The sequence below is a fragment of the Ruegeria sp. AD11(2025) genome (genome assembly GCF_056542405.1).
In genome coordinates, this window is the sequence record NZ_JBQFZU010000016.1 from 77,007 (window position 1) to 101,693 (window position 24,687).

Consider the following 24,687-nt stretch of genomic DNA (forward strand, 5'->3'; position numbering starts at 1 on the left):
CACCATAACTGCATGACCGCAATGCGACAAATCCCTCTGGTCCAAAGGACCTTTCTGCTATAGGGGTGCGCACTTGCAAACAGGATCGCATAACACATGACCACACGCGCCGGATTTATCGCTCTGATCGGAGAGCCCAACGCAGGCAAATCCACCCTTCTGAACCGCATGGTCGGGGCCAAGGTCTCGATCGTGACGCACAAGGTGCAGACCACCCGCGCCCGCATTCGCGGCGTGGCGATGGAGGGCGATGCGCAGCTGGTCTTCGTGGACACCCCCGGCCTGTTCAAACCGCGCCGCCGACTGGACCGCGCCATGGTTGCCGCCGCCTGGGGTGGCGCCGCGGATGCCGATATCGTTGTGTTGATGGTCGAAGCGCATCGTGGCACCCCCGAAGGGGTGGAACGCATCCTCGAAGGTCTGGACGAGATCGGACAGGGCCGCACCATCGCTTTGGCGATCAACAAGATCGACAAGATACCCTCCGAGAAGCTGCTCGCGCTGACCAGCGACCTGAACGGGCGCTATCCCTTTTCTGAAACCTTCATGATTTCCGCTGAAAAGGGTCATGGCGTTGACGATCTGCGCAAATGGCTCGCTTCGGAACTGCCCGAAGGTCCCTGGCTCTACCCCGAAGACCAGATCGCCGATCTCCCCCTGCGCATGATCGCGGCCGAGATGACGCGCGAGAAACTGACCCTGCGCCTGCATCAGGAACTGCCCTACCAACTGACCGTCGAGACCGAGAGCTGGGAAGAGCGCAAGGATGGCTCGGCCAAGATCGATCAGGTCATCTATGTCATGCGCGACGGCCACAAGGGCATCGTTCTGGGCAAACGTGGTGAGACGATCAAGGCCGTCAGCCAAGCGGCGCGGGCCGAGCTGGAAGAGTTCCTCGACCGCAAGATCCATCTGTTCCTGCAGGTCAAGGTCCGGCCCAACTGGCTGGAGGAATCCGAGCGCTATTCGGAAATGGGTCTGGATTTCAAAGACGGCAACGCATGAGCCGCCTGACGGCCGAATTCTGGGTCCATGCCTATCTGGCACGGCTCCGCTTTCAGGAGATACCGGCCTTTGTCGTGACCCATGGCGACGACACGGCGGGTGCAGTAATGGTCAAGCTGAACACGCTGGACGGTCAGGCGGTAGCCTTCCAGCGCAGCTTTGACCTGATGAGCGGCGAGCGCAAATGGGTCGAACTGTCCTCCGGCCCCGAGGCCGATGTGGACACCGCCATCCAACGCCAGCGCAGCTTTGACCCCGACCTCTGGGTGATCGAGGTCGAGGACAGTCAAGGGCGGCATTTGCTGGGCGAAGAAGGGTTGGATTGACACTTCAAGAGGAGTCAAAACCCATTCAGTTTACTGAGCGCAAATGCGATCAACTCGCGTCAGAAAAATAGACAAAGCTCATCTTGTTGCCATCCAGATCGCGGGCATATGCGCCAAAAAAATCCGGGCCATACTGCGGGCGCGGGCCAGGATCGCCTTCGTTGGCGCCGCCGTTGGCCAGCGCCGCCGCATGGACATCGCGCACCTCTTCTTCGCTCTGGCACAACAAACCGACCATGTTGCCGTTTCCGGGTGTTGCCGTTTTTTGATCGTGTGGCACAGAAACCCAGACGCGCCCGCCGCCGCGTAGTTCATAGCAGACGGCGTATGGCATGTATTCAGCAATGACTTTGCCGCCAATTCCGGCCATGACCGCGTCGTAGAAGGTGCGGGCATTAGCGACATCGTTTGAACCGAGCATAACATAGTTCAGTGACATTTTTTAAATCCTGACATCTGGAACGTAAGGGGAACATTAATGTGTGTCTTAGTCGCATGCAATGTGTTTCTGCCGTGTTGCATAAACGACCTTCAACCGCAAATGTGGTTGGCGTTCGGCAGATTGCCGTTAGTGTTTATGCACCTGAGCCAGTTTGTACCTTGCACGCGCAACTGCCTTAAGATTTTCTGCACACTGATCCACGGACTTAACGGAGCCAATTTTGGACTGGCGCGATCATGGCATACTTCTGACCTCCCGCCGCCACGGTGAAACGGCGGCGATTATCGAGGTCTTCACCGAAGGTCATGGGCGCCATGCCGGTGTTGTGCGCGGCGGAACCAGCCGCAAGATTGCGCCAATCCTGCAGCCCGGCGCGCAGCTGGATGTGTCGTGGCGCGCGCGGCTTGAAGAGCATATCGGGACGTTTCAGGTGGAACCCTTGCGGTCTCGGGCAGCAGCGGCGTTTTCGGGGCGGTTGGCGCTGGCCGGGCTAAATGCAGTGGTGTCGTTGTTGTCGTTCTGCTTGCCGGAACGGGAACCGCACCCGGCAATTTACAAGCAGACCGAGCAACTGATGGATCTGCTAGGTCAGGACGATATTTGGCCGCTGGCCTACCTGCGCTGGGAACTGGCGCTGCTTGAGGAGTTGGGCTTTGGTCTGGACCTGTCTGCCTGTGCGGTGACAGGGGCGACCGAGGATTTGGTCTATGTCTCACCCAAGACCGGCCGGGCCGTCAGCGTTCAAGGTGCGGGGGAGTGGGCGGAAAAGCTGTTGCCGCTACCGCCCTGCTTGCGTGGCGAAGGGGCTGCGCCGGATGCCGAGATCGCCGAGGCGATGCGGGCGACCGGGTACTTTTTGGAACACAGGGTTGCGCCCTCGCTGGGTCACTATCCGCTGCCCGAGGCGCGGGCTCGGTTTGTGGATCAGTTTATTCGACGGCTGTGAACACCATCTCGTGCCCATCTTCGTTGCTCAGGATCAGCACATCACCTGATACCTCAGATTGAGTCATGGCCATGAGGGCGGCGAAGTAGAATCCCTCGTCCTCAAGTCCGGAACAGGCGGCGCGGGTGGCGGCCAAATCCGCGATCTCGAACCAGGGGTAGGGCGCGTTCAGTGTGCCGCTGTAGCTATTGCAGGGCGCGTTGCCTTCGATCCTGCCTTTCTCGGGAAAGCGCAGCAGGGCGCTGGCTTCGAATGGTTGACCGTCGATCTCTTGCAGCGCCCATGTCCGCTGCGCTGCGCCGTAGGCGGCAACCGTCTCATCCTTGTCGCATTGAAACAGGGCGAGCAGGGGCAGGGTCAGGATCAGGCGTGTCATAGGTCGGTCTTAGCGCAGCAGGGCGGTCGACGGAACCGCTAGTAGGGGAGTTCGCCGCTGATCAACTCCTCCCGTACGTCCAGACGAGGACGCCAGTTGTACCGGGTGTCCTCTCGCACCGGTGCCCATGTCAGCGCGCCACTTGCACGCCACGGATCAAGGATGATCCCTTCATACATCGACTCCCCCTTGGCGCTAATCAGACCCGAGTGGTGGATGATCCGAAATTCTGTCGGCGGAGATGTGGCCCAGTGCACGTCCAGTGTACGGAAATTTGCCTGCCGCAGGCGCGTGGTCATGGCTTGCGCCCAGTCATTGCACAGACCCTTTTCGCGAAAGCCGTTGATGACTTTGGCGTTGTGAATGATGGCCGGGTCGGTGACGTTCCATTCGTGCTTCAACTGTTGCGAGTAGGTATAGGCGATTGTGGCGGCCTGTTGCGCCTCGGTCGGGTCGACTTTCGGGTCGAGGGATCGAAAGGCCTGTGCAAGATCGTCGATATCGTTTTGTGTGGCGGTCGGCTGTGTCTTGGCGCAGCCGCCCAGAGTGAGGGCTGCAAGGACCGCCCAAAGTGCGAAAAGTCGTCTGGTCATTCCGGATGCCGTTCTTTTGAAGCGCAAGGTGCTGTAACCGGGTTGCCGTCAGAGATCAAAGGGGAAGTTCACGGGTCGGCGGATCACAACCGGCGCCTAACTGAAAAAGACCCGGCACAAAGGCCGGGCCAGTCGGGGAAACAGGAATGCCGAGAAAGGTCAGCCCAGCAAACGCCGCGCGATGACCTGTGCCTGAATTTCGGCAGCCCCTTCGAAAATGTTCAGAATGCGCGCATCGCACAGGACGCGGCTGATCTTGTATTCCAGCGCAAAACCGTTGCCGCCATGGATCTGCAGACCGTTATCCGCAGCCGCCCATGCCACCCGCGCGCCAAGCAATTTGGCCATTCCGGCCTCAAGGTCGCAACGCTGGCCATGATCCTTTTCCCAGGCCGAGAAATAGGTCAGCTGGCGCGCAATCATGATCTCAACCGCCATCATAGCCAGCTTGCCGGACACGCGAGGGAAGTTAATCAGCGATTTGCCAAACTGCTTACGATCCTGCGCGTACTGCATGGCGATATCCAGTGCGCTTTGCGCCACGCCGATAGCACGGGCTGCGGTCTGAATGCGGGCGCTCTCGAAGGTTTCCATAAGCTGTTTGAAGCCTTTGCCTTCTTCACCACCCAACAGGTTCTCGCCCTTGACCTTGAAACCGTCAAAGCCAAGCTCGTATTCCTTCATGCCGCGATAGCCCAGAACCTCGATCTCCCCGCCGGTCATGCCGGGGGTGGGGAAGGGGTTCTCGTCCGTGCCCGGCGTTTTTTCAGCGAGGAACATGGACAGGCCGCGATGGTCGGTGCTGTCGGGGTTGGTGCGCGCGAGCAGGGTCATCACATGGGTGCGTGCCGCATGGGTAATCCATGTCTTGTTGCCAGTAATCTCATAATCCCCGTCCGCGTTCTTGACCGCGCGTGTACGCAGGCTGCCAAGGTCTGAACCGGTGTTGGGTTCGGTGAACACGGCGGTCGGCAGAATTTCCGCGCTGGCCAGTTTCGGCAGCCAGTTGGCTTTCTGCTCGTCAGTACCGCCCGCGATGATCAGCTCAGCCGCAATCTCGGACCGGGTGCCCAGCGAGCCGACGCCGATATAACCGCGCGACAGCTCTTCGGAGACCACACACATCGAGGCTTTGGACAGGCCAAAGCCGCCGAATTCCTCAGGGATGGTCAGGCCGAATACACCCATCTCGGCCAGTTCTTCGATGATTTCGATCGGGATCAGTTCGTCCTTGAGGTGCCAGTCATGCGCGTTGGGCTCGACCTTTTCCTGCGCGTAACGGCGGAACTGGTCGCGGATCATTTCCAGTTCTTCATCCAGACCCGAGGCTCCGAACATGGTCGCGCCGGCCTGATCTTCCATCAGCGCGACCAGACGCGTACGGGCGGCCTGGGAGTTTGCCTGTGTCATCAGCGTCTGCACTTCGGTGCATTGGAAGCCGGACAGCGCGTCCCAGCCAAGGCCCATATCCTGCAGGCGCACAACCTCGCCCTGGTTCATTGGGATGCCGCCTGCGACCTGATGCAGGTATTCACCAAAGGCGATCTGGTGCAGCAGTTGCTCCATCTCACCCAACTTGCCGTCCGCCTCCAGCGCATCGGCCCAACGTTGCATCTGTTGCAGAGACTGGTTGTATGTCGCCAGCCAGGCCAGGCCATGCGCGGCGGTCTGGTTTGCCTCGATCAGCGCGCCAGAAACACGGCCATCTTGTGTGACCATCTCACGAACCGTTTCGCGGGCGCGCTCGAACACGGTTTCGACCGCGGGTAGGGCGGCACGGGTCAGCGTCAGAAGTTCGGGCAAAATCGCGGATGTTGTCATCTGGGTCATATCGTGTCCGTCATGGGCCATGAATCAGGTCCTTCTCTGATGTCGTTCGGTCATATCATGCTGCACGTGCAGCGCAACAAAAATACGTGAAGTGCGGCTAAAAAGTTCGAAAATTGCTTTGACGATTTTGCAGTGCAGCACACGCCAAGAGTGATATCACGGGCGTATGACCCTGTTTTCGTTACTCACTCCGCAAGATCTGATGCTGGCTCTGGTCGTCGCCTTTGTGGCGGGGTGGGTCAAGGGCATAGTCGGTTTTGCGATGCCGATGGTTCTGGTGTCCGGACTTAGCATGTTCCTGCCGCCCGATCTGGCGATTGCCGGACTGATCCTGCCGACGCTGGTGACCAACAGCGTTCAGGCCCTGCGCGAGGGCGTGCCTGCCGCTGTCTCGGCAATCAAACAATTCCGGATATTTCTGATGGTCGGGCTTGTGTTCCTGCTGCTCGGCGCACAGTTGGTCAGCGCCGTGCCCGCCCGAACCTTTTTGCTTATGATCGGCATTCCGGTCACGTTTTTCGCGTTGATTCAGGTGCTGGGGGCAAAACTGTCCCTGGGTAAACCGTCTGCACGGATTGAGGTTGGGATCGGCGCGGTTGCAGGGTTTGTCGGCGGGATGTCGGGCATCTGGGGGCCGCCGACTGTTGCCTATCTGACTGCGCTGAACACACCCAAAGCGATGCAGATGCGCGTGCAGGGGGTGATATACGGTTTAGGGGCGGTGGCGCTGATGCTGGCGCATCTGGGCTCAGGCATCCTGCGGGCCGAGACGGTGCCGTTTTCGGCAGTGCTGATCCTCCCGGCGTTAACTGGGATGTGGATCGGGTTGGGGTTGCAGTCACGCATCGATCAGGCGGTGTTTCGCAAGGTGACGCTGCTGGTTCTGCTGGTTGCAGGCATGAACCTTCTGCGGCGCGGACTGATCGGCTAGTTGTGGCGGTCGGCAAACCGAAAGGTGAAGTATAGACCCAGCATCAGGAAAAACAGGCCCGAGATATCTCCGATCAGAAAGGCGACGTATTCCACGCGCGCGCTGCCAAAGGCCAGGTTGGTCAAGCCTGAGACAAGGAAGGACGTTACGATCCCGACCCCCATGACGCAGGACCAGCAGGGATTGCGGTTAGGTCGGGGAAACAGATCCCACCCGACCCATTTGAACAGATAAAACACCGCTGGTACCGTTGTGACGGCAATGACGATTGCCATCAACCGGCTTGGTAGAAACACGTCACTGCCGCCGAGAAAGGCAAAGACCAGAAAGACGCCGGGCAGAAGGGCAAAGATCGCCCGCCATCCCAATAGCCACGCCGACAGAACCCGCACCCCGTGTGGAAGGAAAAGCAAACTGGCCCGACTTGGGTATTCCGGAAAGAACACATTCTGAAGCGGCATCAGAACCTGGAATGTAAGGTACGAAGCCACGATATATGCCAGCGAGGCACAGAATGTGTCCATCGCCCACCTGCGCACGTCGATCATCAGCTACCTGTGCGCAGGTTCAAGGCATCACTTGGGGGCATGAACGATATACCGGCCCCGGTTGGCGCTGCCGCTTTGCGACAGGTAGCCTTTCTGCACCAAGGATTTCAGCGCACGAAAGAACGTCGGGCGCGAGACGCTTTGAACAAGAGTGTGCTCGATCAGTCCGAAGGTACGCACCTCTTCGTCGGATTTGGAAAGCTCTTCGGCGGCGTAGTAAATATCGCGCTCAACCGGAGACAGTTGCTCCAGCCCCAATGTCCGCTCCATGCTTTGCATCAGCTTGCGCAATTCGGTCAGTTTCGAGATTTCAGTCATATTCTACCCATCGTTTTAAGCGCCATCAGCCGCAGTTCCGCGACACCGTTTGACAAGCTGAGTTGAGTGATTTCAGCGCGTCTCACCTTGACACTTTTCCCCTTTGTAATACAGTACGTATTTGATTAGGTTGCTCAATTTGCTGATGTGATCGTCTGCTCGAGCCACCCCAAGGTTTTTTCAAGTTAGGTCCGGTGCAGAATTGCGCCGGGCTTTTTCGTCATAATGACGTCATCAATTACCCCATGAAACGTTCTCGGGCAACGCATTTGCAACCGTGTTGTGCATAATGCAACCTAGGGGAGATTTCTTCGTGGCGGGGTATCAAAAGTAAGGGGGGCGAAACCGCCCCCCTTTTCTTGTTAGCCGATTGCGACGGCTTTGATATCTTCGTCGATGAAGGGCAGATACTGTTCGAAGTTCTCGGCGAACATCTGCACCAGCTTCTCCGCCTGTTTGTCGAACGCGGCCTGATCGTCCCAGGTGCGGCGCGGGTCCAGCAGAACCTCGGCCACGCCGGGCACCGATACAGGCACGTCAAAGCCGAAATTGGCGTCCTTGCGGAATTCGGCGTCGCGCAGCGACCCGTCCAGCGCTGCGGTCAGCAGGGCGCGGGTTGCCTTAATCGGCATCCGCGAGCCAACGCCATAGGCGCCACCGGTCCATCCGGTGTTCACCAGCCAGCATGTTGCGCCGTGCTGGGCGATTTTGTCGCGTAACAGGTTGCCATACGCCTCGGGCCGACGCGGCATGAACGGCGCGCCGAAACAAGTCGAAAAGGTGGGCTGTGGCTCGGTGATGCCCCGCTCGGTTCCGGCGACCTTCGAAGTGAAGCCCGACAGAAAGTGGTACATCGCCTGCGCCGGTGTCAGCCGTGCGATCGGAGGCAGAACACCAAATGCATCACAGGTCAGCATGATGATGTTCTTGGGGTGACCTCCAAGAGCGCTGCTTGAGGCGTTTGAGATGTACTCCAGCGGATAGGCGCAGCGCATGTTCGCGGTCAGGGAGTCATCGTCGAAATCCAATTCCTTGGTTTCGGGATCGAAAACCATGTTCTCGATCACTGTGCCGAACTTGCTGGTGGTCGCGTAGATTTCCGGCTCAGCCTCGGCGTTCAGGTTGATCGTCTTGGCGTAGCAGCCGCCTTCGAAGTTGAAGGTACCGCGATCCGACCAGCCATGTTCGTCGTCGCCGATCAGGATGCGCGAGGGATCGGCCGACAGGGTGGTCTTACCGGTGCCCGAAAGACCAAAGAACACCGCGGTGTCGACCGGGTTGCCAACGGCGTGGTTGGCCGAGCAGTGCATCGGCATCACGCCTTTTTCCGGCAGCATGTAGTTCAGCAGGGTAAAGACCGACTTCTTGTTTTCGCCAGCATACTCGGTGCCGCCGATCAGGATCATTTTGCGGTCGAAGTTCAGCGCAATCACAGTCTCACTGCGGCAGTTGTGCTTGGCCGGGTCGGCTTTGAAGCTGGGGCAGTTGATGATGGTGAAGTCTGCGGTAAACTCGTTCAGATCTTCACGATCCGGACGGCGCAGCAGGTGGCGGATGAACAGGTTGTGCCAGGCCAGTTCGGTGACCATACGCACGTTGATAGAATAAGCCGGATCGGCGCCGCCGACGAGGTCTTGCACAAAATAGTCGCGGCCTTTCATGTGTGCCAGCATATCTTCGTACAACGCGTCGAAGCCCCCGGGGCTCATCGCGGCGTTGTTTTCCCACCAGATAGTGTCGGCAACGCTGTCGGTTTTGACGACGTGTTTGTCCTTGGGAGAGCGGCCGGTGAACTTGCCGGTGGTGACCAGAAAGGCACCGCCATTGCCAAGTGTGCCTTCGCCGCGCTTCAGCGCCTCTTCGATCAGCGCCGGTTCCATGAAGTTGTAATAGACATTTCCCAGACCCTCGATGCCCTGATCTTCGAGGCGGAATTGCGGGTTAACCCGTCCAGATGTCATGTGTGTCTTCTCCTGTGGCGGCGCTGCGGCGGTTGGGCCACGTGCGCTCTTGGGGCAGTGTGCCGGGAAAGTCCGGCGGCTGGGCGCCTCTTATCACGGTCATTTGGGGCATGAACAGGTAGGTTTGGCGTAGTTAGCGCAACCAAGCAAAGGTTTAGCGCCATCACGATTCTTATGTCTAAAGACAAGGCGCTTTTCTGCGCGGATAAACGGCTTTTTTGCCGCAACTGTGTGACAAGAAACGAGCGATTCGCAGATACGGATTGATTCGCGGCCACAAAATCGACAAAGATGCCCTACTAATAAGCGAAATATTGCGTGAGTGAGCAGGAATAGGGGTAATCCCGATGTCAAAGATTGCACTAGTGGACGACGACAGAAATATCCTGACGTCTGTGTCCATGACACTTGAAGCCGAAGGATTCGAGGTCGAAACCTATAATGATGGGCAAGCGGCCCTGGATGCATTCAATAAAAAACTGCCCGATATGGCCGTGCTGGATATAAAGATGCCAAGGATGGACGGCATGGACCTGCTGCAACGGCTGCGGCAGAAAACCCAGATGCCAGTTATTTTTCTGACCTCGAAAGATGATGAGATCGACGAGGTGTTGGGTCTGCGCATGGGCGCAGATGACTATGTGAAAAAGCCGTTCTCGCAGCGTTTGCTGGTCGAACGCATTCGCGCGCTGCTGCGTCGACAAGAGGCGAATTCGGGCGATGTCACCAATTCCAATACTGGCGACACCAAGGTGATGGAGCGGGGCGATCTGCGAATGGACCCGTTGCGCCATGCGGTCAGCTGGAAGGGTGCGGAAGTCTCTCTGACTGTGACCGAGTTCCTGCTGCTTCAGGCGCTGGCGCAGCGCCCGGGTTTCGTGAAAAGTCGCGATCAGTTGATGGACGTTGCCTATGACGATCAGGTTTATGTGGATGACCGGACCATTGACAGCCATATCAAACGGCTGCGTAAAAAGATGCGGGCAGCAGATCCCGAGTTTTCGGCCATCGAAACGCTGTATGGCATCGGATACAGGTATAACGAAGAATAAGCGTAGCCGCTGAAAAAGGGTAACCGGATCTGGTGCGCGATACGGAACAAGCCATCGAAGTACGGGACGGTGATGTCGTTCTGGGGGATGATTGGGTCATCCCGCAGGATCCGGAGTCGGCCGAGCTGCGCGCCTCGCGTCGTCGGCGCAACCTGTTTTCGTTGCGCGGCTCTCCGCTGGCACGGAAGATTATCACTTTGAACCTGATCGCGCTGGTGATCCTTGTCACCGGGTTGCTGTATCTTGACGATTCCCGTGAGGAACAGGTTCAGCAGACCGCGCGCAACCTGATTGGGGATGCGCAACTGGTCAGCAACGTGTTCGAGGCCCAGCTGCGTCAGAATCAGGCCGCGGGTTCTTCGGAAACGGCGGCGCTGAACGTGAAAGACACGCTTGCGGGCCTCAGCCTTCCTGACGGAGGTGAGGTCTTTGTCTATGATAGTGGTGGCACTCTGATTGGCTGGACCCGGGGGGCATCGACCTTATCGCAAATGCCGGTTCTTCTCAGGGCTGAATCCGAGGTTCAGACCGGCAGCACACTGATCAGCGACGCGCTGAACGCAGTCTGGACCGGTTTGTCCCGGGTTTTTGCGGGCGGGGTCGACACTGATGCACCGACCCTTGCGCAAAGGGTGCAGGAAATCATTCCACAAGCGCTGCAGGGTCAGATGCAGGTGCAGGCCGTGCAGGACGACATGGGTAAAACCGTCATCGTTGGCGCGGCGCCAATCCTGCTGGAGGCAGAGCCGGTTGGAGCAGTGGCCATGGCTGGCCCCGCCGGTGAGATTGACGCGCTGGCCCGGCGAGAACAGGAGCGCATTCTTCAGATGTTTATTGTAGCGCTGCTGGTGTCTATCGGGCTTAGCCTTGTACTGGCCTCGACCATCGCCAACCCTCTGGCCGATCTTGCAGCCGCTGCTGAAATGGGCAAGGACCGGGGCGCCGGGGTCAATCCGGGCCGTATTCGAATCCCCGACCTCAGCGCACGTCCGGACGAAATCGGACGCCTCAGCCGTGCGCTGCGCGGGATGGTGACGGCGCTTTACAATCGTATTGATGCAAACGAACAGTTCGCGGCCGATGTGGCACACGAGATCAAGAATCCGCTGGCTAGTCTGCAATCGGCGGTGGGTACTCTGCGCATGGTCAAGCGCGACGATCAGCGCGACAAGCTGCTGGGCGTGATCGAACATGACGTGCGGCGGCTGGACCGTCTGGTCAGTGATATCTCGAACGCGTCCCGGCTGGATGCCGAACTTGTCAAGGAAGAGGAACAGCCTTTCGATCTGCTCAAACTGTTGGGCAATATCAGCCAGTTTCTGGGTGAGGACGCCCGCGCCAAAGGTATCGACTATATCACCGACCTGCCGTCCAAGCCGATCACAATCAACGGGCTTGAAGCGCGCCTTGCGCAGGTTTTTGTCAACCTGATCACCAACGCAATTTCCTTCTGCGAAGAAAGCGACGCAATCCGGGTGTGGGTGCGGCGGCGTGAAAATCGCGTTCTGATCGTAGTCGAGGATACTGGCCCTGGCATTCCGGAACAGGCGTTGACCAAAATTTTCAAGCGGTTCTATTCGCAGCGCCCGGCCGAGCACTTCGGCAACAACTCGGGTCTTGGGCTGGCAATCTCGAAGCAGATTGTCGAGGCGCATGGCGGCGTGATCTGGGCCGAGAACATCCGCCCGACCGAAGCGGACATCACGTCGGATCCGCAAGGCGCGCGTTTCGTCGTGGGTCTGCCTGTGTAAGCGTATGCGCAGTCAGATCCTCGAGGGTATCCAGCATCAGGACACCGCCATACTCCACGCCACATGTGTTGCCGTCGAAGGACGGGGCGCGCTGATCCTGGGGCGATCGGGGGTGGGGAAATCAACCTTGGCACTGCAAATGCTGGGGCTTGGGGCGTCGTTGGTTGGCGACGACCGGATAGACCTGCGTATGGTCGGTGAGGGAGTCATGGCTGATGCCGCCCCGAATCTGCGAGGGTTGATTGAGGCGCGCGGCATTGGCTTGCTTCGCGCACAGGCTGCAGGGGCGGTGCCGGTCAGCTATGTAGTGGACCTTGATCAGAGCGAACCGGCACGTCTGCCGGAACCGGTAAAAACCGTGGTGCTGAGGCAAACTGTTCCCTTGCTTCGGGCGGCAGGTGTACCCAATTTGGCCGCGGCACTTATGCAATTGTTGAAGATGGGGCGCGTGGACCCGGAATGGCCCAGCACATGACAACGCAACGGCGCATCGTCCTGGTGACCGGCCCCTCGGGCGCGGGCCGCTCGACAGCAATACGTGTTCTTGAAGATCTGGGTTTTGAGGCCATCGACAACTTGCCGATGGGTCTTTTGATGCGCCTGCTGGAAGGCCCGCAAAGCGATCGTCCGATGGCGCTGGGCATCGACGCCCGCAACCGTGATTTCTCGACCACGGGTTTTATCGAACTGGCCGTCAGGTTGCGGCGAATGGAGCAGGTTGATCTGACGACGCTGTACCTGGATTGCAGCGACGACGTGCTGCTGCGGCGATTCTCGGAAACCCGCCGCCGCCACCCGGTTGCGGCAGATGCCAGCCCGGCAACCGGTGTGCGGCAGGAAAAGGAACTGCTGGCCCCGATCCGCGAAATCGCCGATATCCTGATCGACACTAGCCCATTGAACGTCCACCAACTGCGTGAAGAGGTCGAGCGCTGGTTCGCCCCACAGGGCGGGCGGCATCTGGCGGTGGCTATCGAGTCTTTCTCGTACAAGCGCGGCCTGCCGCGGGGTTTGGACATGGTGTTCGACTGTCGGTTTCTGGCCAATCCCTACTGGCGACCTGAGTTGCGAGCAGAAGATGGTCGAAACCCGGATGTGGCGCGCTATGTTCAGTCGGATACAAACTACGCACCGTTTTTTGACCGGGTGGTTGACCTACTTAAACTCTTGTTGCCGACCTTCCGGGCCGAAGGCAAAGCGCACCTGTCCGTGGCCTTTGGATGTACCGGAGGGCAACACAGATCGGTGGCCATGGCCGAAGCAGTTGCAAAGGCACTTGCAGAGGAGGGGCAGCAAGTGGCAATTAGGCACCGCGAAATGGAACGTCGATCGTTGAATGTGAGGCCGGATTGATCGGGATTGTACTCGTAGCACATGGTGGGCTGGCGCAGGAATACCTGGCCGCCATGCAGCATGTGGTCGGAAAACAACCCGGCCTCGTTGCCATATCGATCGAACCCGATCATGATCGCGAGGCCAAACAGGCCGAAATTTGTGCGGCCGCCGACAGCGTTGATGCCGGAGATGGCGTTGTTGTCGTGACAGATCTGTTCGGAGGCAGCCCGTCGAATTTGAGTCTGCGAGCCTGTGCGCCGCAGGATCGCCGAATTCTTTACGGTGCAAATCTGCCTATGTTGATTAAATTGGCCAAAACCCGCCACCTACCCATCGCGGATGCCGTGCGGCAGGCGATGGAGGCTGGACGCAAATATATCAATGCGCAAAATGTGACGTTGGAAGAAGACCGGATTGATTAAGAATGACCAATCGAAGCTTGAAAATCATTAATGAAAAAGGTCTGCACGCCCGCGCCTCGGCCAAGCTGGTTGAGGTGGTCGAGGGCTTTGACGCACAGGCCGAAGTGTCCAAGGACGGCTTTTCTGCATCGGGCGACAGTATTATGGGCCTTTTGATGTTGGCAGCCTCGCGCGGAACGACTATTGACGTCGAGACGTCCGGACCGGATGCTGAGGCGTTGGCTGATGCTTTGGAAACTCTGGTGAACGACAAGTTCGGGGAAGGTTTCTGATCCCATCGGCCGGGCTACGAAGAACGGGAAGACCAGGAATTGGCGGAAACGACGCACGAGACCAAGACAGGCCCGATTGTGGATGGGACAGCGGATCAGGGCGAAATCTACGACCGTAGAACCCTGACCTACGCGAACTCGTTCGATGATGCCTGGACGTCAACAGCCATTCGCGCCATCGAATGGTGTACGGGCAAGCTGACCATCCTGCGCATGGTCAACAAGTTTGAGAAAAAGAACGAATACTATCGCGGCCAGCGGTTCTGGGGCGGTGCGCTCGAGGTCATGGGCATCAACCTGACCACGCCGCAGGAGCAGTTTGCGCGTATCCCGAAAGAAGGTCCTGTGGTCGTAGTGGCAAACCATCCCCACGGTATGGTCGACGGCATGATTCTGGCTGAACTGATCGGTCGGGTTCGCAGCGACTATCGTATTCTGACCCGTTCGGTCCTGACGGGCCTGGACGAAGCCGCCACCTCTTTCATGATCCCGGTGCCCTTCCCGCATGACCCCGAGGCGCAAACCAAGATGCTGGAAATGCGCGGCAAGGCGATGGACCACCTGAAAGAGGGTGGCGTTGTGGCCTTGTTCCCATCGGGTGTGGTGATGTCATCGGATGACTGGTTCGGCCCGGCGCAAGAGCGGGAGTGGAACGTGTTCACCGCCAAGATGATCCGCCGGTCTGGAGCCCGCGTGGTACCGATCTATTTCCCCGGCAGTAACTCGCGCGCCTATCAGATCGCGAACAAGCTGTCTGCGATCCTGCGGCAGGGGCTTTTGCTGCATGAAATCGTGCGTTCCTGCAACAAACCGCAATCCCCTGTCATCGGTGAACCGATCTCGGACGAGGATATGCAGCTATTGGAACGCGATCCGCGCGGTTTCATGGCATGGCTCAGAAAGCATACCCTGTCGCTGGGCGAGTCGTTCAAACGCTGAGCCGCTTTTTTATCGGGCAAAAAAATGCCCCGGGGGGTGCGCCCGGATGGTAACCGGGCGGACTGGCCCTCGGCCTTACCTTGTCGGAACCGGAACCTCGCCCCGGTAATCATAGAACCCACGTTCGGTCTTGCGGCCCAGCCACCCGGCTTCGACATATTTGGTCAGTAGCGGGCAAGGGCGGTACTTGGTGTCGGCCAACCCGTCGTGCAACACATTCATGATAGCCAGACAAGTGTCCAGGCCAATGAAATCAGCCAACTCCAATGGCCCCATTGGATGGTTCGCGCCCAGCTTCATCGACTGGTCGATCGACTGCACATTTCCGACACCTTCATACAGGGTGTAGACCGCTTCGTTGATCATCGGCATCAGGATGCGATTCACGATAAAGGCGGGGAAATCCTCGGCGCTGGCGGCAGTCTTGCCCAAACGGTCCACCACGGCCTTGCAGGTGCCAAAGGTCTCTTCATCCGTGGCGATGCCGCGGATCAGTTCGACCAGTTGCATCACCGGCACGGGGTTCATGAAATGGAAACCCATGAACTTTTCCGGCCGGTCCGTACGGCTGGCCAGACGCGTGATCGAGATGGACGAGGTGTTTGAGGTCAGAATCGTGTGCGGCTGTAGATGCGGCTGCAAGTCTTCAAAAATCGCCTGTTTGATTGTCTCACGCTCGGTGGCGGCTTCGATCACCAGATCCGTTTGGCCCAGTTCCGGCAGTTGCAGCGTCGTCTTGATCCGCCCCATCGCGGCCTGCATCGCGTCATCCGTGATTTTCCCGCGCGAGGCCTGGCGCGCCATATTGCCTTCGATCGTCGCCACGGCGGCGTTCAGCGCGTCCTGGTTCACATCGGTGAGCAGGACATCATAGTCCGCCAGCGCCAGGACATGGGCGATGCCATTTCCCATCTGGCCCGCGCCGATCACTCCGACTGATTTTACATCCATTTTTTGATGCCTCTGTGTCTCGGGATTGAGAAGGACAGTATCGGCAGATCGGTAGGGGCGGCAAGGGGATCGAGCCCATACAATTTGCTTCAAATGCGCACATTAGCACTTTCTAAAGACATGGGGCCGCAAGATGGCAATCGGGTGAAAAATGGGTGAGTGTTATGAGCTATCATCAAACAGGCTCGGCGGGGGCCGGGCATGACGTATGCCAATACCGTGAATCGCGCCTTTGGTTCCGCGGGCCACAGCGGTCGTTGGACACGGCCTATATGGTTTGCGCTGGCGGGGATGAGACCTATGGACGGTTTGTCGAGCGACCCTTTGCGGCGATTCTTGAAGACCGGCTTGACCGTAGGTGTTTGAATCTGGGCAGTCTGTTCTGCGGGCTGGACGCGCTCTGCGGTGATGCGGGGCTGTTCTCGCTGCTGAACGGGGCAGAGCTGTGTATTTTGCAAGCTCCGGGCGTTCTGAGCCAGTCGAATCACTTCTACAGCGTCCACCCCCGGCGCAATGACCGGGTGCTGGCGCCAACGCGGGATCTGATCGGTCTGTACCCTGAGGTGGATTTTGCCGATGTCCATTTCGTGTGCCACCTGATGCGCCTGCTGCAGGGCTGTCAGGATGCCCGTTTCGAGGTTGTAGCCGAGGAGTTGCGCCGCAACTGGGTTCGAAAAACCAGCGACCTGCTGGGTAGGCTTGAGATTCCGGTCATTCTTCTGGGCCTTCGCGTCCTGCAGGACAACGACAGTCAGAGGGTGCCGGTCACGGTTACGGCTGAGATGTTGGAGGCCGTCCGATCGCACACCGCCGACTGCGTCGAGGTTGCGGCCCATGTGTCCGGTCAATCCGATGAGCTTGAGGATATGCTGTTCGGCACGCTGCAACAGCCGATGGCTGAGCATATGATCGGCCCGGCGGCGCATAAGGCAATCGCTGATGCACTAGTTGGCCCGATTCGGAACCTGAACTGAAAAAGGCCCGCCAATAGGCGGGCCTTCCAAGACTTTTCGTGAAAACTCCAGTCCTTTGCTCAGCCGAGCTTCTCGGTGAGTTCCGGCACAGCCTGGAACAGGTCTGCGACCAAGCCGAAGTCGGCGACCTGGAAGATAGGTGCTTCTTCGTCCTTGTTGATCGCAACGATGACCTTCGAGTCCTTCATACCCGCCAGGTGCTGGATCGCGCCCGAGATGCCGACGGCGACATAGAGGTCTGGGGCAACCACCTTGCCGGTCTGACCCACCTGCCAGTCGTTCGGGGCATAGCCCGAGTCAACAGCGGCACGCGACGCGCCAACCGCAGCGCCCAGCTTGTCGGCCAGGGTTTCGATCAGTTTGAAGTCCTCTTCCGAGCCAACGCCGCGGCCGCCCGAGACCACAACGCCAGCCGAGGTCAACTCCGGACGATCGCTTTCGGCGACCTTGTCCTCGACCCAGGACGACAGGCCTTCGGAGCCCGGAACCGAGATAGTCTCAACCGGGGCCGAACCGCCTTCGCCCGCCGCGTCAAAGCTGGCGGTCCGCAGGGTGACAACCTTCTTGGCGTCGTTCGATTTCACCGTCTGGATCGCGTTGCCCGCATAAATCGGACGCTCGAAGGTCGAGCCGTCGACCACGCCGGACGCATCCGAGATCACCATCACGTCCAGCAGCGCGGCCACGCGCGGCATCACGTTCTTGGCGTCGGTGGTGGCGGGGGCGACGATGTGTTCGTAGCCATCGGCCAGCGAGACGATCAACGCCGCGGTCGATTCCGCCAGGCGGTGGCCCAGCGAAGCGTCTTCGGCAACCAGAACCTTTGACACACCGTCGATCTTGGCGGCGGCCTCACCGGCAGCGGCGGCAGAACCACCTGCGGCCAAAACGGTCACGTCGCCCAGTGCCTTTGCGGCATTGACGGCCTTGGCGGTGGCGTCCAGCGACAGCTCACCATTGTTTACTTCGGCGAGAAGAAGAACAGCCATTACACAGCCCCCGCTTCTTTGAGTTTCCCGACCAGTTCGTCGACCGAGCCCACGATGATGCCTGCGGCGCGTGCCGGCGGCTCTTCGGTTTTGACGATCTCCAAACGCGGCGTGACGTCGACGCCGTAATCGGCGGCGGTTTTCTCATCCAGCGGCTTTTTCTTCGCCTTCATGATGTTGGGCAGCGACGCATAGCGCGGCTCGTTCAGGCGCAGGTCAACGGTGACGATTGTCGGCATTTTGACGCTGATGGTCTGCAGACCGCCGTCCACCTCGCGGGTGATCTTGGCGCTGTCGCCTTCAATGTCCAGTTCCGAGGCAAAAGTGCCCTGGCTCCAGCCCAGCAGGGCCGACAGCATCTGGCCGGTGGCGTTCATGTCATTGTCGATCGCCTGCTTGCCCGCCAGAACGATGCCCGGCTGCTCTTCCTCGACCACTTTGGCCAGGATCTTGGCAACGGCCAGAGGCTCAATGTCCTGATGTACGTCATCAGCCGCAACAACCAGGATTGCACGGTCAGCGCCCATGGCCAGCGCGGTGCGCAGTGTTTCCTGCGCCTGCTTGACGCCGATCGAAACGGCAACAACTTCGTCAGCTTTGCCCGCTTCTTTCAGGCGGATCGCTTCTTCCACCGCGATCTCGTCGAACGGGTTCATCGACATTTTGACATTGGCGAGATCGACACCGCTCCCGTCCGCTTTCACGCGAACCTTCACATTATAGTCAATCACGCGTTTGACAGGCACGAGTACCTTCATTTTGCGCTTGCTCCTCACAAATAACGGTAAGCCGCGTTGCGACTCCACCAATGCTCTCGGACGTTTGAATAACGTCTGAATTCGCCGCGCAACAGAGCAAAATCGTCACGTCATGGGCTTGGGACGTCGCGTTTCGTGTTTTTTGACGTTGCGGCCCGAAACTTAGCGGTTTGCGCCCGGAACCCACAGCACGTCCTGCTTGCCGTTTTCATTGGCGCAGCGCGCGGCCACGAAGAACCAGTCGCTCAGGCGGTTGAGGTATTTCACCGCGACCTCGTTCACCGGCTCCATGTTGGTCAGTTCCACCGCCAGCCGTTCGGCCCGGCGTGACACGGTCCGGCACACATGCAGCTGCGCCGCCAGCCGCGATCCACCGGGCAGGATGAAGCTGCGCAGCGGTTCCAGTGATTCGTTCATGACGTCGATTTCAGCCTCAAGCCGGTCGATCTGAGAGGCAATAACACGCAAAGGTGGATAGTCGGCCTCGGCGTCCTTTTCCATGTCGGGGCGACAGAAATCGGCACCCAGATCGAACAGGTCGTTCTGAATACGCGACAGGGCGGCGTTGACCTCGCCTTCGGCCTCGGTGCGGGCCACGCCGACAAAGGCGTTCAACTCGTCCACGGTGCCATAGGCGGCTACGCGGCCCGAGTATTTGGCAACCCGTTCACCATTGCCAAGCGCCGTCTTCCCGTCATCGCCGGTGCGGGTGTAAATCTTGTTCAGAACGACCATTTACTGTGCTCCTTGTCCACGCAGCCAGACGTAGAGCACGATCAGCACCACGGCAATGAACTGAAACAGGATGCGCAGTTGCATCATCCTGTTACTTTTCATAGCTGCGCTTTTGCCGCTTTTACCGAAGTTTGAGATGCCAATCGCCAGCACGACGACCACTGCCGCCATGGCCAACAGCAAAATGACCATCAAAAGGTCCATGGGTGCACCGTCCGCGTTTCTTGTTTCGTTGGTCTATCATCTAGACCCACAGGGCCGAAAAGCGAACGCTTAATTTTGCCTCATACGTCCGAGAGGATGCGGTCGATGGTGCGGGTGGGCAGGATGCGACGCAGATATCCGGCGATATAGGTGGGCGTTGTCACATAGTACCGCGCCCGGGGGCGTTTCGATCCGACTGCATGAGCCAGTTTGTCAGTGACCGCCGAGGCCGGCAGCTCGAACCGGTCTGGCCCCGAAGATTCGTACAGTCTTTTCAACAGGGATGCCTCGTACCGGTCCCGCAGGGCCGAGTTCTGCCAGTTGATGAACCGTTCGAAAAACGGGATCGAGTTTTCGCGGATTTTCGAGGTGATCGGGCCGGGTTCGATCAAAATGATCTTGATGTCGGTGTCGGCCAGTTCCAGGCGCAGCGTGTCCGTCAGACCTTCGATCGCGTATTTCGTCGCCACATAGGCCCCGCGCCACGGAAAAGCCACCAGACCCAGCACCGAAGAGTTCTGAACGATTCGCCCATGCCCCTGCGCCCGCATGAATGGAATCACCTGCCGGGTCAGCTCGTGCCAGCCAAAGAAGTTGGATTCGAAAATGGCGCGCAGACCATCTGTCGGCAGGTCCTCGACCGCACCGGGCAAGCCATGCGCGCCGTTGTTGAACAGTGCGTCCAGCGTGCCGCCGGTGGCCTCCAGAACCTCAGCCAGTCCCGAGGTGATGCTGTTTGCGTCGGTGTAATCAATCTGTGGGCTTTCGAATCCCTGCGCCCTCAGACGGTCGCAATCGCGCTGCTGGCGGCAGGACGCAAACACCCGCCACCCGCGCGCACGCATCCCATGGGCCGCGTCCAGGCCAATGCCCGAGGAGCAACCGGTGATAAGAATGGTCTTTTGCATGATCTTCCTGACTTTGAACCTGTGCTTAAGCTATTGCGAGGTTCGGGTCAGGACAATGTCAGCACGACGTCAGTTCGAGGTTTTTCGCACCAGCGAGGCAGAAACCCATCCGACCTGTTGCTGCGGCAACACGCGCAGACGCAGCCAGCCGGTGCCGGATTCGCTCAGCACCTCGACCTGCTGGCCGATGGTGGCCTTGCCAATGATCGGATAGATCGTACCCGGCCCGTCGCGCATGTTCACCCGGGTGCCCGAGATTTCGCGCATGTCCTTCTCCGGTTCGGGAAGGGCAGGTGTTGCCGCCACGTCTACTTGCGCCTCGTCGGTGATCTGTGTCAGACCGACCACGCCGTCCTCAAGCGAGGCCAGCGTGATGTTGGCGCTCTGATCCTCGAACACCGACAGGGGCGAGAAAGATTCGAGGGTGGCGTCATCCGCCACGAACTCGACCACTTCCTCCACCGCCGGTTCCGACTGAATACGCACGGTTGGAATGCGGGCCGTGACATTGGTCACAAGCTCTTCGGCCCTGGCAGGAGCTACAGATGGGCTCGGCACTGAGGCGATGCGAACGGGTTGTTCGGCACGCACGCCGCGCGGTTCGAACTCCGGTCCACCACTCATTACATAAAAGCACCATCCAAGTGCGGCGAAAGTCATAACAATCAGGCGCGTCATGGCGCATCCCCCGGCAATCGTAAGAAACAACAAATAGTCAGCAGTCCAATTCGTTCAGGGTATCATAGATTCTACCCTGAGTCGAAAAACGGGGGAAATCCGGGGGTTGGCTCCCCTTGTTGCAAAAAGCGCCACTTGTCCCCAGCAAAATATGTGCTGCTTGCTTTACCAAGACGCTCTTGCGGCGTATCACATCATATATGAACGATACGATCGATGACCCCAACATGAAGGCCCCCGGCAATGGGGGAGAGATAGCTGAACCGCTGCGCCGCGCGATCGGTGAACGCTATCTGACCTATGCGCTCAGCACCATCATGCACCGGGCACTGCCGGATGCACGGGATGGTTTGAAGCCTGTGCACAGGCGAATCCTCTACGCGATGCGCGAGCTGCGACTCAGTGCAACCGGAGGTTTCAGGAAGTCTGCGAAGATTTCTGGCGACGTGATGGGCAATTATCACCCACATGGCGACGCCGCGATCTACGATGCGATGGCGCGTCTGGCGCAGGATTTCAATGTCCGCTATCCGCTGGTCGACGGACAGGGGAACTTTGGCAATATCGACGGCGACAACCCGGCGGCTTCGCGATACACCGAGGCGCGGATGACCATTGTGGCCGAGGCGCTGCTTGAAGGTCTGAACGAAGATGCTGTTGATTTCCGTGATAACTACGATGGCACCCTGACCGAACCTGTGGTTCTGCCTGCGCAGTTCCCCAACCTGCTTGCCAATGGGGCCAGCGGTATTGCGGTGGGCATGGCGACGAATATCCCGCCACACAATATTTCTGAGCTGTGCGACGCCTGTCTGCACCTGATCAAGACGCCCGACGCGCGCGACGACACTCTGCTGAACTACGTGCCAGGTCCGGACTTTCCGACCGGTGGCGTGATCGTTGAACCGCCCGAGAACATCGCGCAGGCCTATCGCACCGGACGTGGGTCTTTCCGCCTGCGTTGTAAATTCGAGGTCGAAGATCTTGGCCGTGGTCAATGGCAGATCGTGGTCACCGAGATTCCCTATCAGGTTCAAAAATCCAAGCTGATCGAAAAGATCGCTGAACTTATCCAGACCAAGAAAGTCCCGATCCTCGCCGATGTCCGCGACGAATCCGCCGATGATATCCGCCTGATCCTCGAGCCGCGCTCCAAGAACGTGGACCCCGAGGTGCTGATGGGCATGCTCTATCGCAACTCGGACCTTGAGGTGCGGTTCAGCCTGAACATGAACGTGCTGATCGACGGCGTGACGCCCAAGGTCTGCTCGATGAAAGAGGTGCTGCGCGCTTTCCTTGATCACCGGCAAGAGGTGCTGATCCGCCGTTCGCGTCACCGTCTGGGCAAGATCGACCACCGGTTGGAGGTGTTGGAGGGCTTTATCGTCGCCTTCCTGAACCTCGACCGCGTAATCGACATCATCCGCTATGACGACGACCCCAAAGCCGCGCTGATGCGCGAGGATTGGGGCATGACCCATGTCCGCGCGACCGATGAGTCCGATTATATCTCACCCAAGCCGGGCGAGGGCGAGCTGTCCGAGGTTCAGGTCGACGCCATCCTCAACATGCGTCTGCGCAGCCTGCGTCGTCTGGAAGAGATGGAACTGGTCCGCGAACGTGATGCGCTGATGGAAGAGCGTGCCAACCTCGAAGACCTGTTGGCCGATCCCGCCCTGCAATGGGCCAAGATCGCCGAGCAACTGAAAGAGACCAAGAAGACCTTTGGCAAAGATTACGAAGGCGGCGCGCGCCGCACGCAGTTTGCCGAGGCTGGGCAGGTCGAAGAAGTGCCGCTTGAGGCGATGATCGACCGCGAACCGATCACGGTCGTCTGCTCTCAAATGGGCTGGATTCGCGGAATGACCGGCCATATCGACCTGAAGCGTGAACTCAAGTTCAAGGACGGGGATGGGCCGCGTTTCATCTTCCACGCGGAAACGACGGACCGGTTGCTGGTGTTTGCCTCGAACGGACGGTTCTACACGATCAGCGCGGCGAACTTGCCCGGTGGGCGGGGCATGGGCGAACCGCTGCGCCTGATGGTCGACCTGCCGAACGAGGCACAGATCATCGACATCCTAATCCACAAGCCGGGGCGCAAGCTGCTGGTGGCCTCGGACGCGGGTAACGGCTTCATGGTGCCCGAGGATGACGTGCTGGCGCAGACCCGCAACGGCAAGCAGGTGCTGAACGTCAAGGGCGACGAGACCGCGATGATCTGTAAGCCGGTCGCGGGCAACCACGTGGCCGTAGTATCCCAGAACGGCAAGTTCCTTGTGTTCCCGACCGAAGAACTACCCGAGATGACTCGCGGCAAGGGCGTGCGTTTGCAGAAATACAATATGGCACGCGGACGGCAGGGGACACTGGAACTGGATGGCGGGTTGTCCGACATCACCACCTTCAATTGGGAAGAGGGCCTGAAATGGTCCATGGGTGGTGACAAAACGCGCCACGAGGCCGATATGACCCAGTGGCTGGCCAAGCGTGCCAGCGTTGGGAAAAAACCGCCCTACGGCTTCCCGCGCGACTATAAGTTTTCGTGAACGCGCGCGGGCGTCAGGTAGAATTCCGCCGATATGGCTTGGCACAGGCCGCATCGGTGCGCTAGATCAAAGAAAACAAGCCTATCGAGACGAGACATGTTGCGCATTCTGACCTTGATCACCGGACTGGCCCTGATGGGCGCTTGTACGCAAACGCAGGTTTACGAAGAACCTGAGTCGTTGGGCGAGTTCAAGCTGCGCGTGAACTATGCGTTTGCTGATAAGGCGGTTCAGGGTCCGGTGTCGCGCGATGCCACACCGGATGAATGGACCGAGGCCATTCAGAAAGCCGTCGATATTCGATTGGGCCGTTACGCGGGCGCTCAGGAATACGATGTCGGAATCAGCCTCGAAGGGTATATGCTGGCGCCACCGGGCATCCCGGTGATTTATAACCCCAAAAGCACGGCGATTGTTCTGGTCAACGTCTATGACGTGAACAAGAAAGAATTCCTGGCCAAGGGGAAGCAGTTCCAGGTGCTGGAAGACACAACGGGCGGCAGCGCCCTGAAGGGATCGGGTCACGAGCGCACCAAAGAGGAACAAATGAGCGGTCTGGCTCTTAAAGTCGCTGACCGGGTTGAAGAGTGGTTGGCCGAGGAACATGAAGAGAACGGCTGGTTCGACCGGCGTCCGGACCTGATCCAACCGCTCGAATCCGACGTGGTGACGCAAAATCCGGCGTCTTAACCTGCTTTTCACGCAGGATGTGCTTGATTTTCCCCTTTGAACCAAATATCTCGCGCGCGCAGATGTAACCACGGGACCAAGGGTCCCCCAAATCGCAAAAGGGCGCCTGAGGAATGGCAAAGGAAAAGTTTGAGCGTAATAAGCCGCACGTCAACATCGGCACGATTGGCCACGTTGACCACGGCAAGACCACGCTGACCGCAG

The 24,687-nt window shown here is 59.0% G+C and carries 29 protein-coding genes; 15 read left to right on the forward strand and 14 right to left on the reverse strand.

Annotated elements, in window-relative coordinates; translation table 11 throughout:
• The first annotated feature begins 96 nt into the window (after positions 1 to 96).
• Together era and ACR1XY_RS15790 are read left to right on the forward strand one after the other, a co-directional pair.
• Positions 97 to 1,005 (forward strand): GTPase Era, encoded by a 909-nt coding sequence (era, locus tag ACR1XY_RS15785; RefSeq protein ID WP_480594566.1) that lies wholly within the window; start codon positions 97 to 99, stop codon positions 1,003 to 1,005.
• Complete coding sequence (locus ACR1XY_RS15790; protein WP_480594567.1) at positions 1,002 to 1,331, forward strand: DUF1491 family protein; 330 nt, start codon at positions 1,002 to 1,004, stop codon at positions 1,329 to 1,331. The genes era and ACR1XY_RS15790 overlap by 4 nt, the downstream gene beginning before the upstream one ends.
• Before the next feature lie 49 nt (positions 1,332 to 1,380).
• Here the strand turns inward: ACR1XY_RS15790 and ACR1XY_RS15795 are convergent, their stop codons facing one another.
• Positions 1,381 to 1,770, reverse strand: a complete 390-nt coding sequence (locus ACR1XY_RS15795; protein ID WP_480594568.1) for a VOC family protein — start codon at positions 1,768 to 1,770, stop codon at positions 1,381 to 1,383.
• A 223-nt stretch (positions 1,771 to 1,993) separates the two neighbouring features.
• Between ACR1XY_RS15795 and recO the strand changes: the two genes are divergently transcribed.
• Positions 1,994 to 2,719 carry a DNA repair protein RecO gene (gene recO / locus ACR1XY_RS15800; protein ID WP_480594569.1) on the forward strand — a complete coding sequence of 242 codons (726 nt, stop codon included), beginning with the start codon at positions 1,994 to 1,996 and terminating at the stop codon, positions 2,717 to 2,719.
• On the opposite strand, the gene ACR1XY_RS15805 is transcribed toward recO, so the two are convergent.
• The 3 genes from ACR1XY_RS15805 to ACR1XY_RS15815 all read right to left on the reverse strand — a co-directional run bounded on the left by ACR1XY_RS15805 (position 2,703) and on the right by ACR1XY_RS15815 (position 5,539).
• A complete protein-coding gene (locus ACR1XY_RS15805) occupies positions 2,703 to 3,095 on the reverse strand; it encodes an META domain-containing protein (protein WP_480594570.1) in 393 nt (130 codons plus the stop codon). The genes recO and ACR1XY_RS15805 overlap by 17 nt on opposite strands.
• A gap of 38 nt (positions 3,096 to 3,133) precedes the next feature.
• Positions 3,134 to 3,688 carry a hypothetical protein gene (locus tag ACR1XY_RS15810; protein WP_480594571.1) on the reverse strand — a complete coding sequence of 185 codons (555 nt, stop codon included), beginning with the start codon at positions 3,686 to 3,688 and terminating at the stop codon, positions 3,134 to 3,136.
• Positions 3,689 to 3,847: 159 nt separating this feature from the next.
• A complete protein-coding gene (locus tag ACR1XY_RS15815) occupies positions 3,848 to 5,539 on the reverse strand; it encodes an acyl-CoA dehydrogenase family protein (RefSeq protein WP_480594573.1) in 1,692 nt (563 codons plus the stop codon).
• A gap of 145 nt (positions 5,540 to 5,684) precedes the next feature.
• On the opposite strand from ACR1XY_RS15815, the gene ACR1XY_RS15820 reads away from it, so the two are divergent.
• A complete protein-coding gene (locus tag ACR1XY_RS15820; protein ID WP_480594574.1) occupies positions 5,685 to 6,449 on the forward strand; it encodes a sulfite exporter TauE/SafE family protein in 765 nt (254 codons plus the stop codon).
• On the opposite strand, the gene ACR1XY_RS15825 is transcribed toward ACR1XY_RS15820, so the two are convergent.
• The 3 genes from ACR1XY_RS15825 to ACR1XY_RS15835 form a co-directional block, all read right to left on the reverse strand.
• Positions 6,446 to 6,997 carry a hypothetical protein gene (locus ACR1XY_RS15825; protein WP_480594575.1) on the reverse strand — a complete coding sequence of 184 codons (552 nt, stop codon included), beginning with the start codon at positions 6,995 to 6,997 and terminating at the stop codon, positions 6,446 to 6,448. The genes ACR1XY_RS15820 and ACR1XY_RS15825 overlap by 4 nt on opposite strands.
• A 27-nt stretch (positions 6,998 to 7,024) precedes the next feature.
• Positions 7,025 to 7,315: a hypothetical protein gene (locus ACR1XY_RS15830; RefSeq protein WP_170328304.1), complete on the reverse strand. Its 291-nt coding sequence runs from the start codon at positions 7,313 to 7,315 to the stop codon at positions 7,025 to 7,027.
• A 362-nt stretch (positions 7,316 to 7,677) separates the two neighbouring features.
• Complete coding sequence (locus tag ACR1XY_RS15835; protein WP_480594577.1) at positions 7,678 to 9,276, reverse strand: phosphoenolpyruvate carboxykinase; 1,599 nt, start codon at positions 9,274 to 9,276, stop codon at positions 7,678 to 7,680.
• Positions 9,277 to 9,623: 347 nt separating this feature from the next.
• On the opposite strand from ACR1XY_RS15835, the gene ACR1XY_RS15840 reads away from it, so the two are divergent.
• The 7 genes from ACR1XY_RS15840 to ACR1XY_RS15870 are packed head-to-tail and all read left to right on the forward strand — an operon-like array spanning position 9,624 to position 15,047.
• On the forward strand, positions 9,624 to 10,328 hold the full coding sequence (locus ACR1XY_RS15840) for a response regulator transcription factor (protein ID WP_480594578.1): 705 nt from the start codon (positions 9,624 to 9,626) through the stop codon (positions 10,326 to 10,328).
• Positions 10,329 to 10,360: 32 nt separating this feature from the next.
• A complete protein-coding gene (locus ACR1XY_RS15845) occupies positions 10,361 to 12,079 on the forward strand; it encodes an ATP-binding protein (RefSeq protein WP_480594579.1) in 1,719 nt (572 codons plus the stop codon).
• 4 nt (positions 12,080 to 12,083) lie between these two features.
• The gene (locus ACR1XY_RS15850) at positions 12,084 to 12,554 is read left to right on the forward strand and encodes an HPr kinase/phosphorylase (RefSeq protein WP_480594580.1); all 471 of its coding nucleotides are present in this window, start codon (positions 12,084 to 12,086) and stop codon (positions 12,552 to 12,554) included.
• Positions 12,551 to 13,432: an RNase adapter RapZ gene (gene rapZ, locus ACR1XY_RS15855; RefSeq protein ID WP_480594581.1), complete on the forward strand. Its 882-nt coding sequence runs from the start codon at positions 12,551 to 12,553 to the stop codon at positions 13,430 to 13,432. Before ACR1XY_RS15850 ends, rapZ begins: the two co-directional genes overlap by 4 nt.
• On the forward strand, positions 13,429 to 13,836 hold the full coding sequence (locus tag ACR1XY_RS15860) for a PTS sugar transporter subunit IIA (protein WP_480594582.1): 408 nt from the start codon (positions 13,429 to 13,431) through the stop codon (positions 13,834 to 13,836). Before rapZ ends, ACR1XY_RS15860 begins: the two co-directional genes overlap by 4 nt.
• Before the next feature lie 2 nt (positions 13,837 to 13,838).
• Complete coding sequence (locus tag ACR1XY_RS15865) at positions 13,839 to 14,108, forward strand: HPr family phosphocarrier protein (RefSeq protein WP_170328297.1); 270 nt, start codon at positions 13,839 to 13,841, stop codon at positions 14,106 to 14,108.
• A gap of 39 nt (positions 14,109 to 14,147) precedes the next feature.
• Positions 14,148 to 15,047 carry a lysophospholipid acyltransferase family protein gene (locus tag ACR1XY_RS15870; RefSeq protein WP_480594583.1) on the forward strand — a complete coding sequence of 300 codons (900 nt, stop codon included), beginning with the start codon at positions 14,148 to 14,150 and terminating at the stop codon, positions 15,045 to 15,047.
• 75 nt (positions 15,048 to 15,122) lie between these two features.
• Here ACR1XY_RS15870 and ACR1XY_RS15875 read toward each other — a convergent pair whose 3' ends face one another.
• Complete coding sequence (locus ACR1XY_RS15875) at positions 15,123 to 15,998, reverse strand: 3-hydroxybutyryl-CoA dehydrogenase (RefSeq protein WP_170328295.1); 876 nt, start codon at positions 15,996 to 15,998, stop codon at positions 15,123 to 15,125.
• A 164-nt stretch (positions 15,999 to 16,162) separates the two neighbouring features.
• On the opposite strand from ACR1XY_RS15875, the gene ACR1XY_RS15880 reads away from it, so the two are divergent.
• Complete coding sequence (locus tag ACR1XY_RS15880; protein ID WP_480594584.1) at positions 16,163 to 16,972, forward strand: DUF6473 family protein; 810 nt, start codon at positions 16,163 to 16,165, stop codon at positions 16,970 to 16,972.
• 59 nt (positions 16,973 to 17,031) lie between these two features.
• Here the strand turns inward: ACR1XY_RS15880 and ACR1XY_RS15885 are convergent, their stop codons facing one another.
• From ACR1XY_RS15885 to ACR1XY_RS15910, 6 genes are all read right to left on the reverse strand, one after another.
• The gene (locus tag ACR1XY_RS15885; protein WP_480594585.1) at positions 17,032 to 17,961 is read right to left on the reverse strand and encodes an electron transfer flavoprotein subunit alpha/FixB family protein; all 930 of its coding nucleotides are present in this window, start codon (positions 17,959 to 17,961) and stop codon (positions 17,032 to 17,034) included.
• Positions 17,961 to 18,719 carry an electron transfer flavoprotein subunit beta/FixA family protein gene (locus ACR1XY_RS15890; protein ID WP_480594586.1) on the reverse strand — a complete coding sequence of 253 codons (759 nt, stop codon included), beginning with the start codon at positions 18,717 to 18,719 and terminating at the stop codon, positions 17,961 to 17,963. The genes ACR1XY_RS15885 and ACR1XY_RS15890 overlap by 1 nt, the downstream gene beginning before the upstream one ends.
• A 162-nt stretch (positions 18,720 to 18,881) precedes the next feature.
• Positions 18,882 to 19,454 carry a cob(I)yrinic acid a,c-diamide adenosyltransferase gene (locus ACR1XY_RS15895; protein ID WP_480594587.1) on the reverse strand — a complete coding sequence of 191 codons (573 nt, stop codon included), beginning with the start codon at positions 19,452 to 19,454 and terminating at the stop codon, positions 18,882 to 18,884.
• A complete protein-coding gene (locus ACR1XY_RS15900; protein ID WP_170333664.1) occupies positions 19,455 to 19,658 on the reverse strand; it encodes a twin transmembrane helix small protein in 204 nt (67 codons plus the stop codon).
• A gap of 80 nt (positions 19,659 to 19,738) precedes the next feature.
• Positions 19,739 to 20,566, reverse strand: coding sequence for an SDR family NAD(P)-dependent oxidoreductase (locus tag ACR1XY_RS15905; RefSeq protein ID WP_480594588.1), 828 nt, complete (start codon positions 20,564 to 20,566; stop codon positions 19,739 to 19,741).
• 69 nt (positions 20,567 to 20,635) lie between these two features.
• Complete coding sequence (locus ACR1XY_RS15910) at positions 20,636 to 21,244, reverse strand: SH3 domain-containing protein (RefSeq protein WP_480594589.1); 609 nt, start codon at positions 21,242 to 21,244, stop codon at positions 20,636 to 20,638.
• A gap of 200 nt (positions 21,245 to 21,444) precedes the next feature.
• Between ACR1XY_RS15910 and parC the strand changes: the two genes are divergently transcribed.
• From parC to ACR1XY_RS15925, 3 genes are all read left to right on the forward strand, one after another.
• Positions 21,445 to 23,793 carry a DNA topoisomerase IV subunit A gene (gene parC / locus ACR1XY_RS15915; protein ID WP_480594590.1) on the forward strand — a complete coding sequence of 783 codons (2,349 nt, stop codon included), beginning with the start codon at positions 21,445 to 21,447 and terminating at the stop codon, positions 23,791 to 23,793.
• Between the two features lie 96 nt (positions 23,794 to 23,889).
• Entirely contained in the window at positions 23,890 to 24,483 is a 594-nt protein-coding gene (locus ACR1XY_RS15920) for a hypothetical protein (protein ID WP_480594591.1), read from the forward strand.
• A gap of 113 nt (positions 24,484 to 24,596) precedes the next feature.
• Positions 24,597 to 24,687: GTP-binding protein (locus ACR1XY_RS15925; protein WP_036223564.1), on the forward strand; the 91-nt coding region annotated here is incomplete at its 3' end.

Excerpts from the sequence above, each read along its gene's own strand:
- era (WP_480594566.1), top strand. The coding sequence starts at position 97 with ATGACCACACGCGCCGGATTTATCGCTCTGATCGGAGAGCCCAACGCA.
- ACR1XY_RS15790 (WP_480594567.1), top strand. The coding sequence starts at position 1,002 with ATGAGCCGCCTGACGGCCGAATTCTGGGTCCATGCCTATCTGGCACGG.
- ACR1XY_RS15795 (WP_480594568.1), bottom strand. The coding sequence starts at position 1,770 with ATGTCACTGAACTATGTTATGCTCGGTTCAAACGATGTCGCTAATGCC.
- ACR1XY_RS15805 (WP_480594570.1), bottom strand. The coding sequence starts at position 3,095 with ATGACACGCCTGATCCTGACCCTGCCCCTGCTCGCCCTGTTTCAATGC.
- ACR1XY_RS15810 (WP_480594571.1), bottom strand. The coding sequence starts at position 3,688 with ATGACCAGACGACTTTTCGCACTTTGGGCGGTCCTTGCAGCCCTCACT.
- ACR1XY_RS15815 (WP_480594573.1), bottom strand. The coding sequence starts at position 5,539 with ATGGCCCATGACGGACACGATATGACCCAGATGACAACATCCGCGATT.
- ACR1XY_RS15820 (WP_480594574.1), top strand. The coding sequence starts at position 5,685 with ATGACCCTGTTTTCGTTACTCACTCCGCAAGATCTGATGCTGGCTCTG.
- ACR1XY_RS15825 (WP_480594575.1), bottom strand. The coding sequence starts at position 6,997 with ATGATCGACGTGCGCAGGTGGGCGATGGACACATTCTGTGCCTCGCTG.
- ACR1XY_RS15830 (WP_170328304.1), bottom strand. The coding sequence starts at position 7,315 with ATGACTGAAATCTCGAAACTGACCGAATTGCGCAAGCTGATGCAAAGC.
- ACR1XY_RS15835 (WP_480594577.1), bottom strand. The coding sequence starts at position 9,276 with ATGACATCTGGACGGGTTAACCCGCAATTCCGCCTCGAAGATCAGGGC.
- ACR1XY_RS15840 (WP_480594578.1), top strand. The coding sequence starts at position 9,624 with ATGTCAAAGATTGCACTAGTGGACGACGACAGAAATATCCTGACGTCT.
- ACR1XY_RS15850 (WP_480594580.1), top strand. The coding sequence starts at position 12,084 with ATGCGCAGTCAGATCCTCGAGGGTATCCAGCATCAGGACACCGCCATA.
- rapZ (WP_480594581.1), top strand. The coding sequence starts at position 12,551 with ATGACAACGCAACGGCGCATCGTCCTGGTGACCGGCCCCTCGGGCGCG.
- ACR1XY_RS15865 (WP_170328297.1), top strand. The coding sequence starts at position 13,839 with ATGACCAATCGAAGCTTGAAAATCATTAATGAAAAAGGTCTGCACGCC.
- ACR1XY_RS15875 (WP_170328295.1), bottom strand. The coding sequence starts at position 15,998 with ATGGATGTAAAATCAGTCGGAGTGATCGGCGCGGGCCAGATGGGAAAT.
- ACR1XY_RS15880 (WP_480594584.1), top strand. The coding sequence starts at position 16,163 with ATGAGCTATCATCAAACAGGCTCGGCGGGGGCCGGGCATGACGTATGC.
- ACR1XY_RS15885 (WP_480594585.1), bottom strand. The coding sequence starts at position 17,961 with ATGGCTGTTCTTCTTCTCGCCGAAGTAAACAATGGTGAGCTGTCGCTG.
- ACR1XY_RS15890 (WP_480594586.1), bottom strand. The coding sequence starts at position 18,719 with ATGAAGGTACTCGTGCCTGTCAAACGCGTGATTGACTATAATGTGAAG.
- ACR1XY_RS15895 (WP_480594587.1), bottom strand. The coding sequence starts at position 19,454 with ATGGTCGTTCTGAACAAGATTTACACCCGCACCGGCGATGACGGGAAG.
- ACR1XY_RS15900 (WP_170333664.1), bottom strand. The coding sequence starts at position 19,658 with ATGGACCTTTTGATGGTCATTTTGCTGTTGGCCATGGCGGCAGTGGTC.
- ACR1XY_RS15905 (WP_480594588.1), bottom strand. The coding sequence starts at position 20,566 with ATGCAAAAGACCATTCTTATCACCGGTTGCTCCTCGGGCATTGGCCTG.
- ACR1XY_RS15910 (WP_480594589.1), bottom strand. The coding sequence starts at position 21,244 with ATGACGCGCCTGATTGTTATGACTTTCGCCGCACTTGGATGGTGCTTT.
- parC (WP_480594590.1), top strand. The coding sequence starts at position 21,445 with ATGAACGATACGATCGATGACCCCAACATGAAGGCCCCCGGCAATGGG.
- ACR1XY_RS15920 (WP_480594591.1), top strand. The coding sequence starts at position 23,890 with ATGTTGCGCATTCTGACCTTGATCACCGGACTGGCCCTGATGGGCGCT.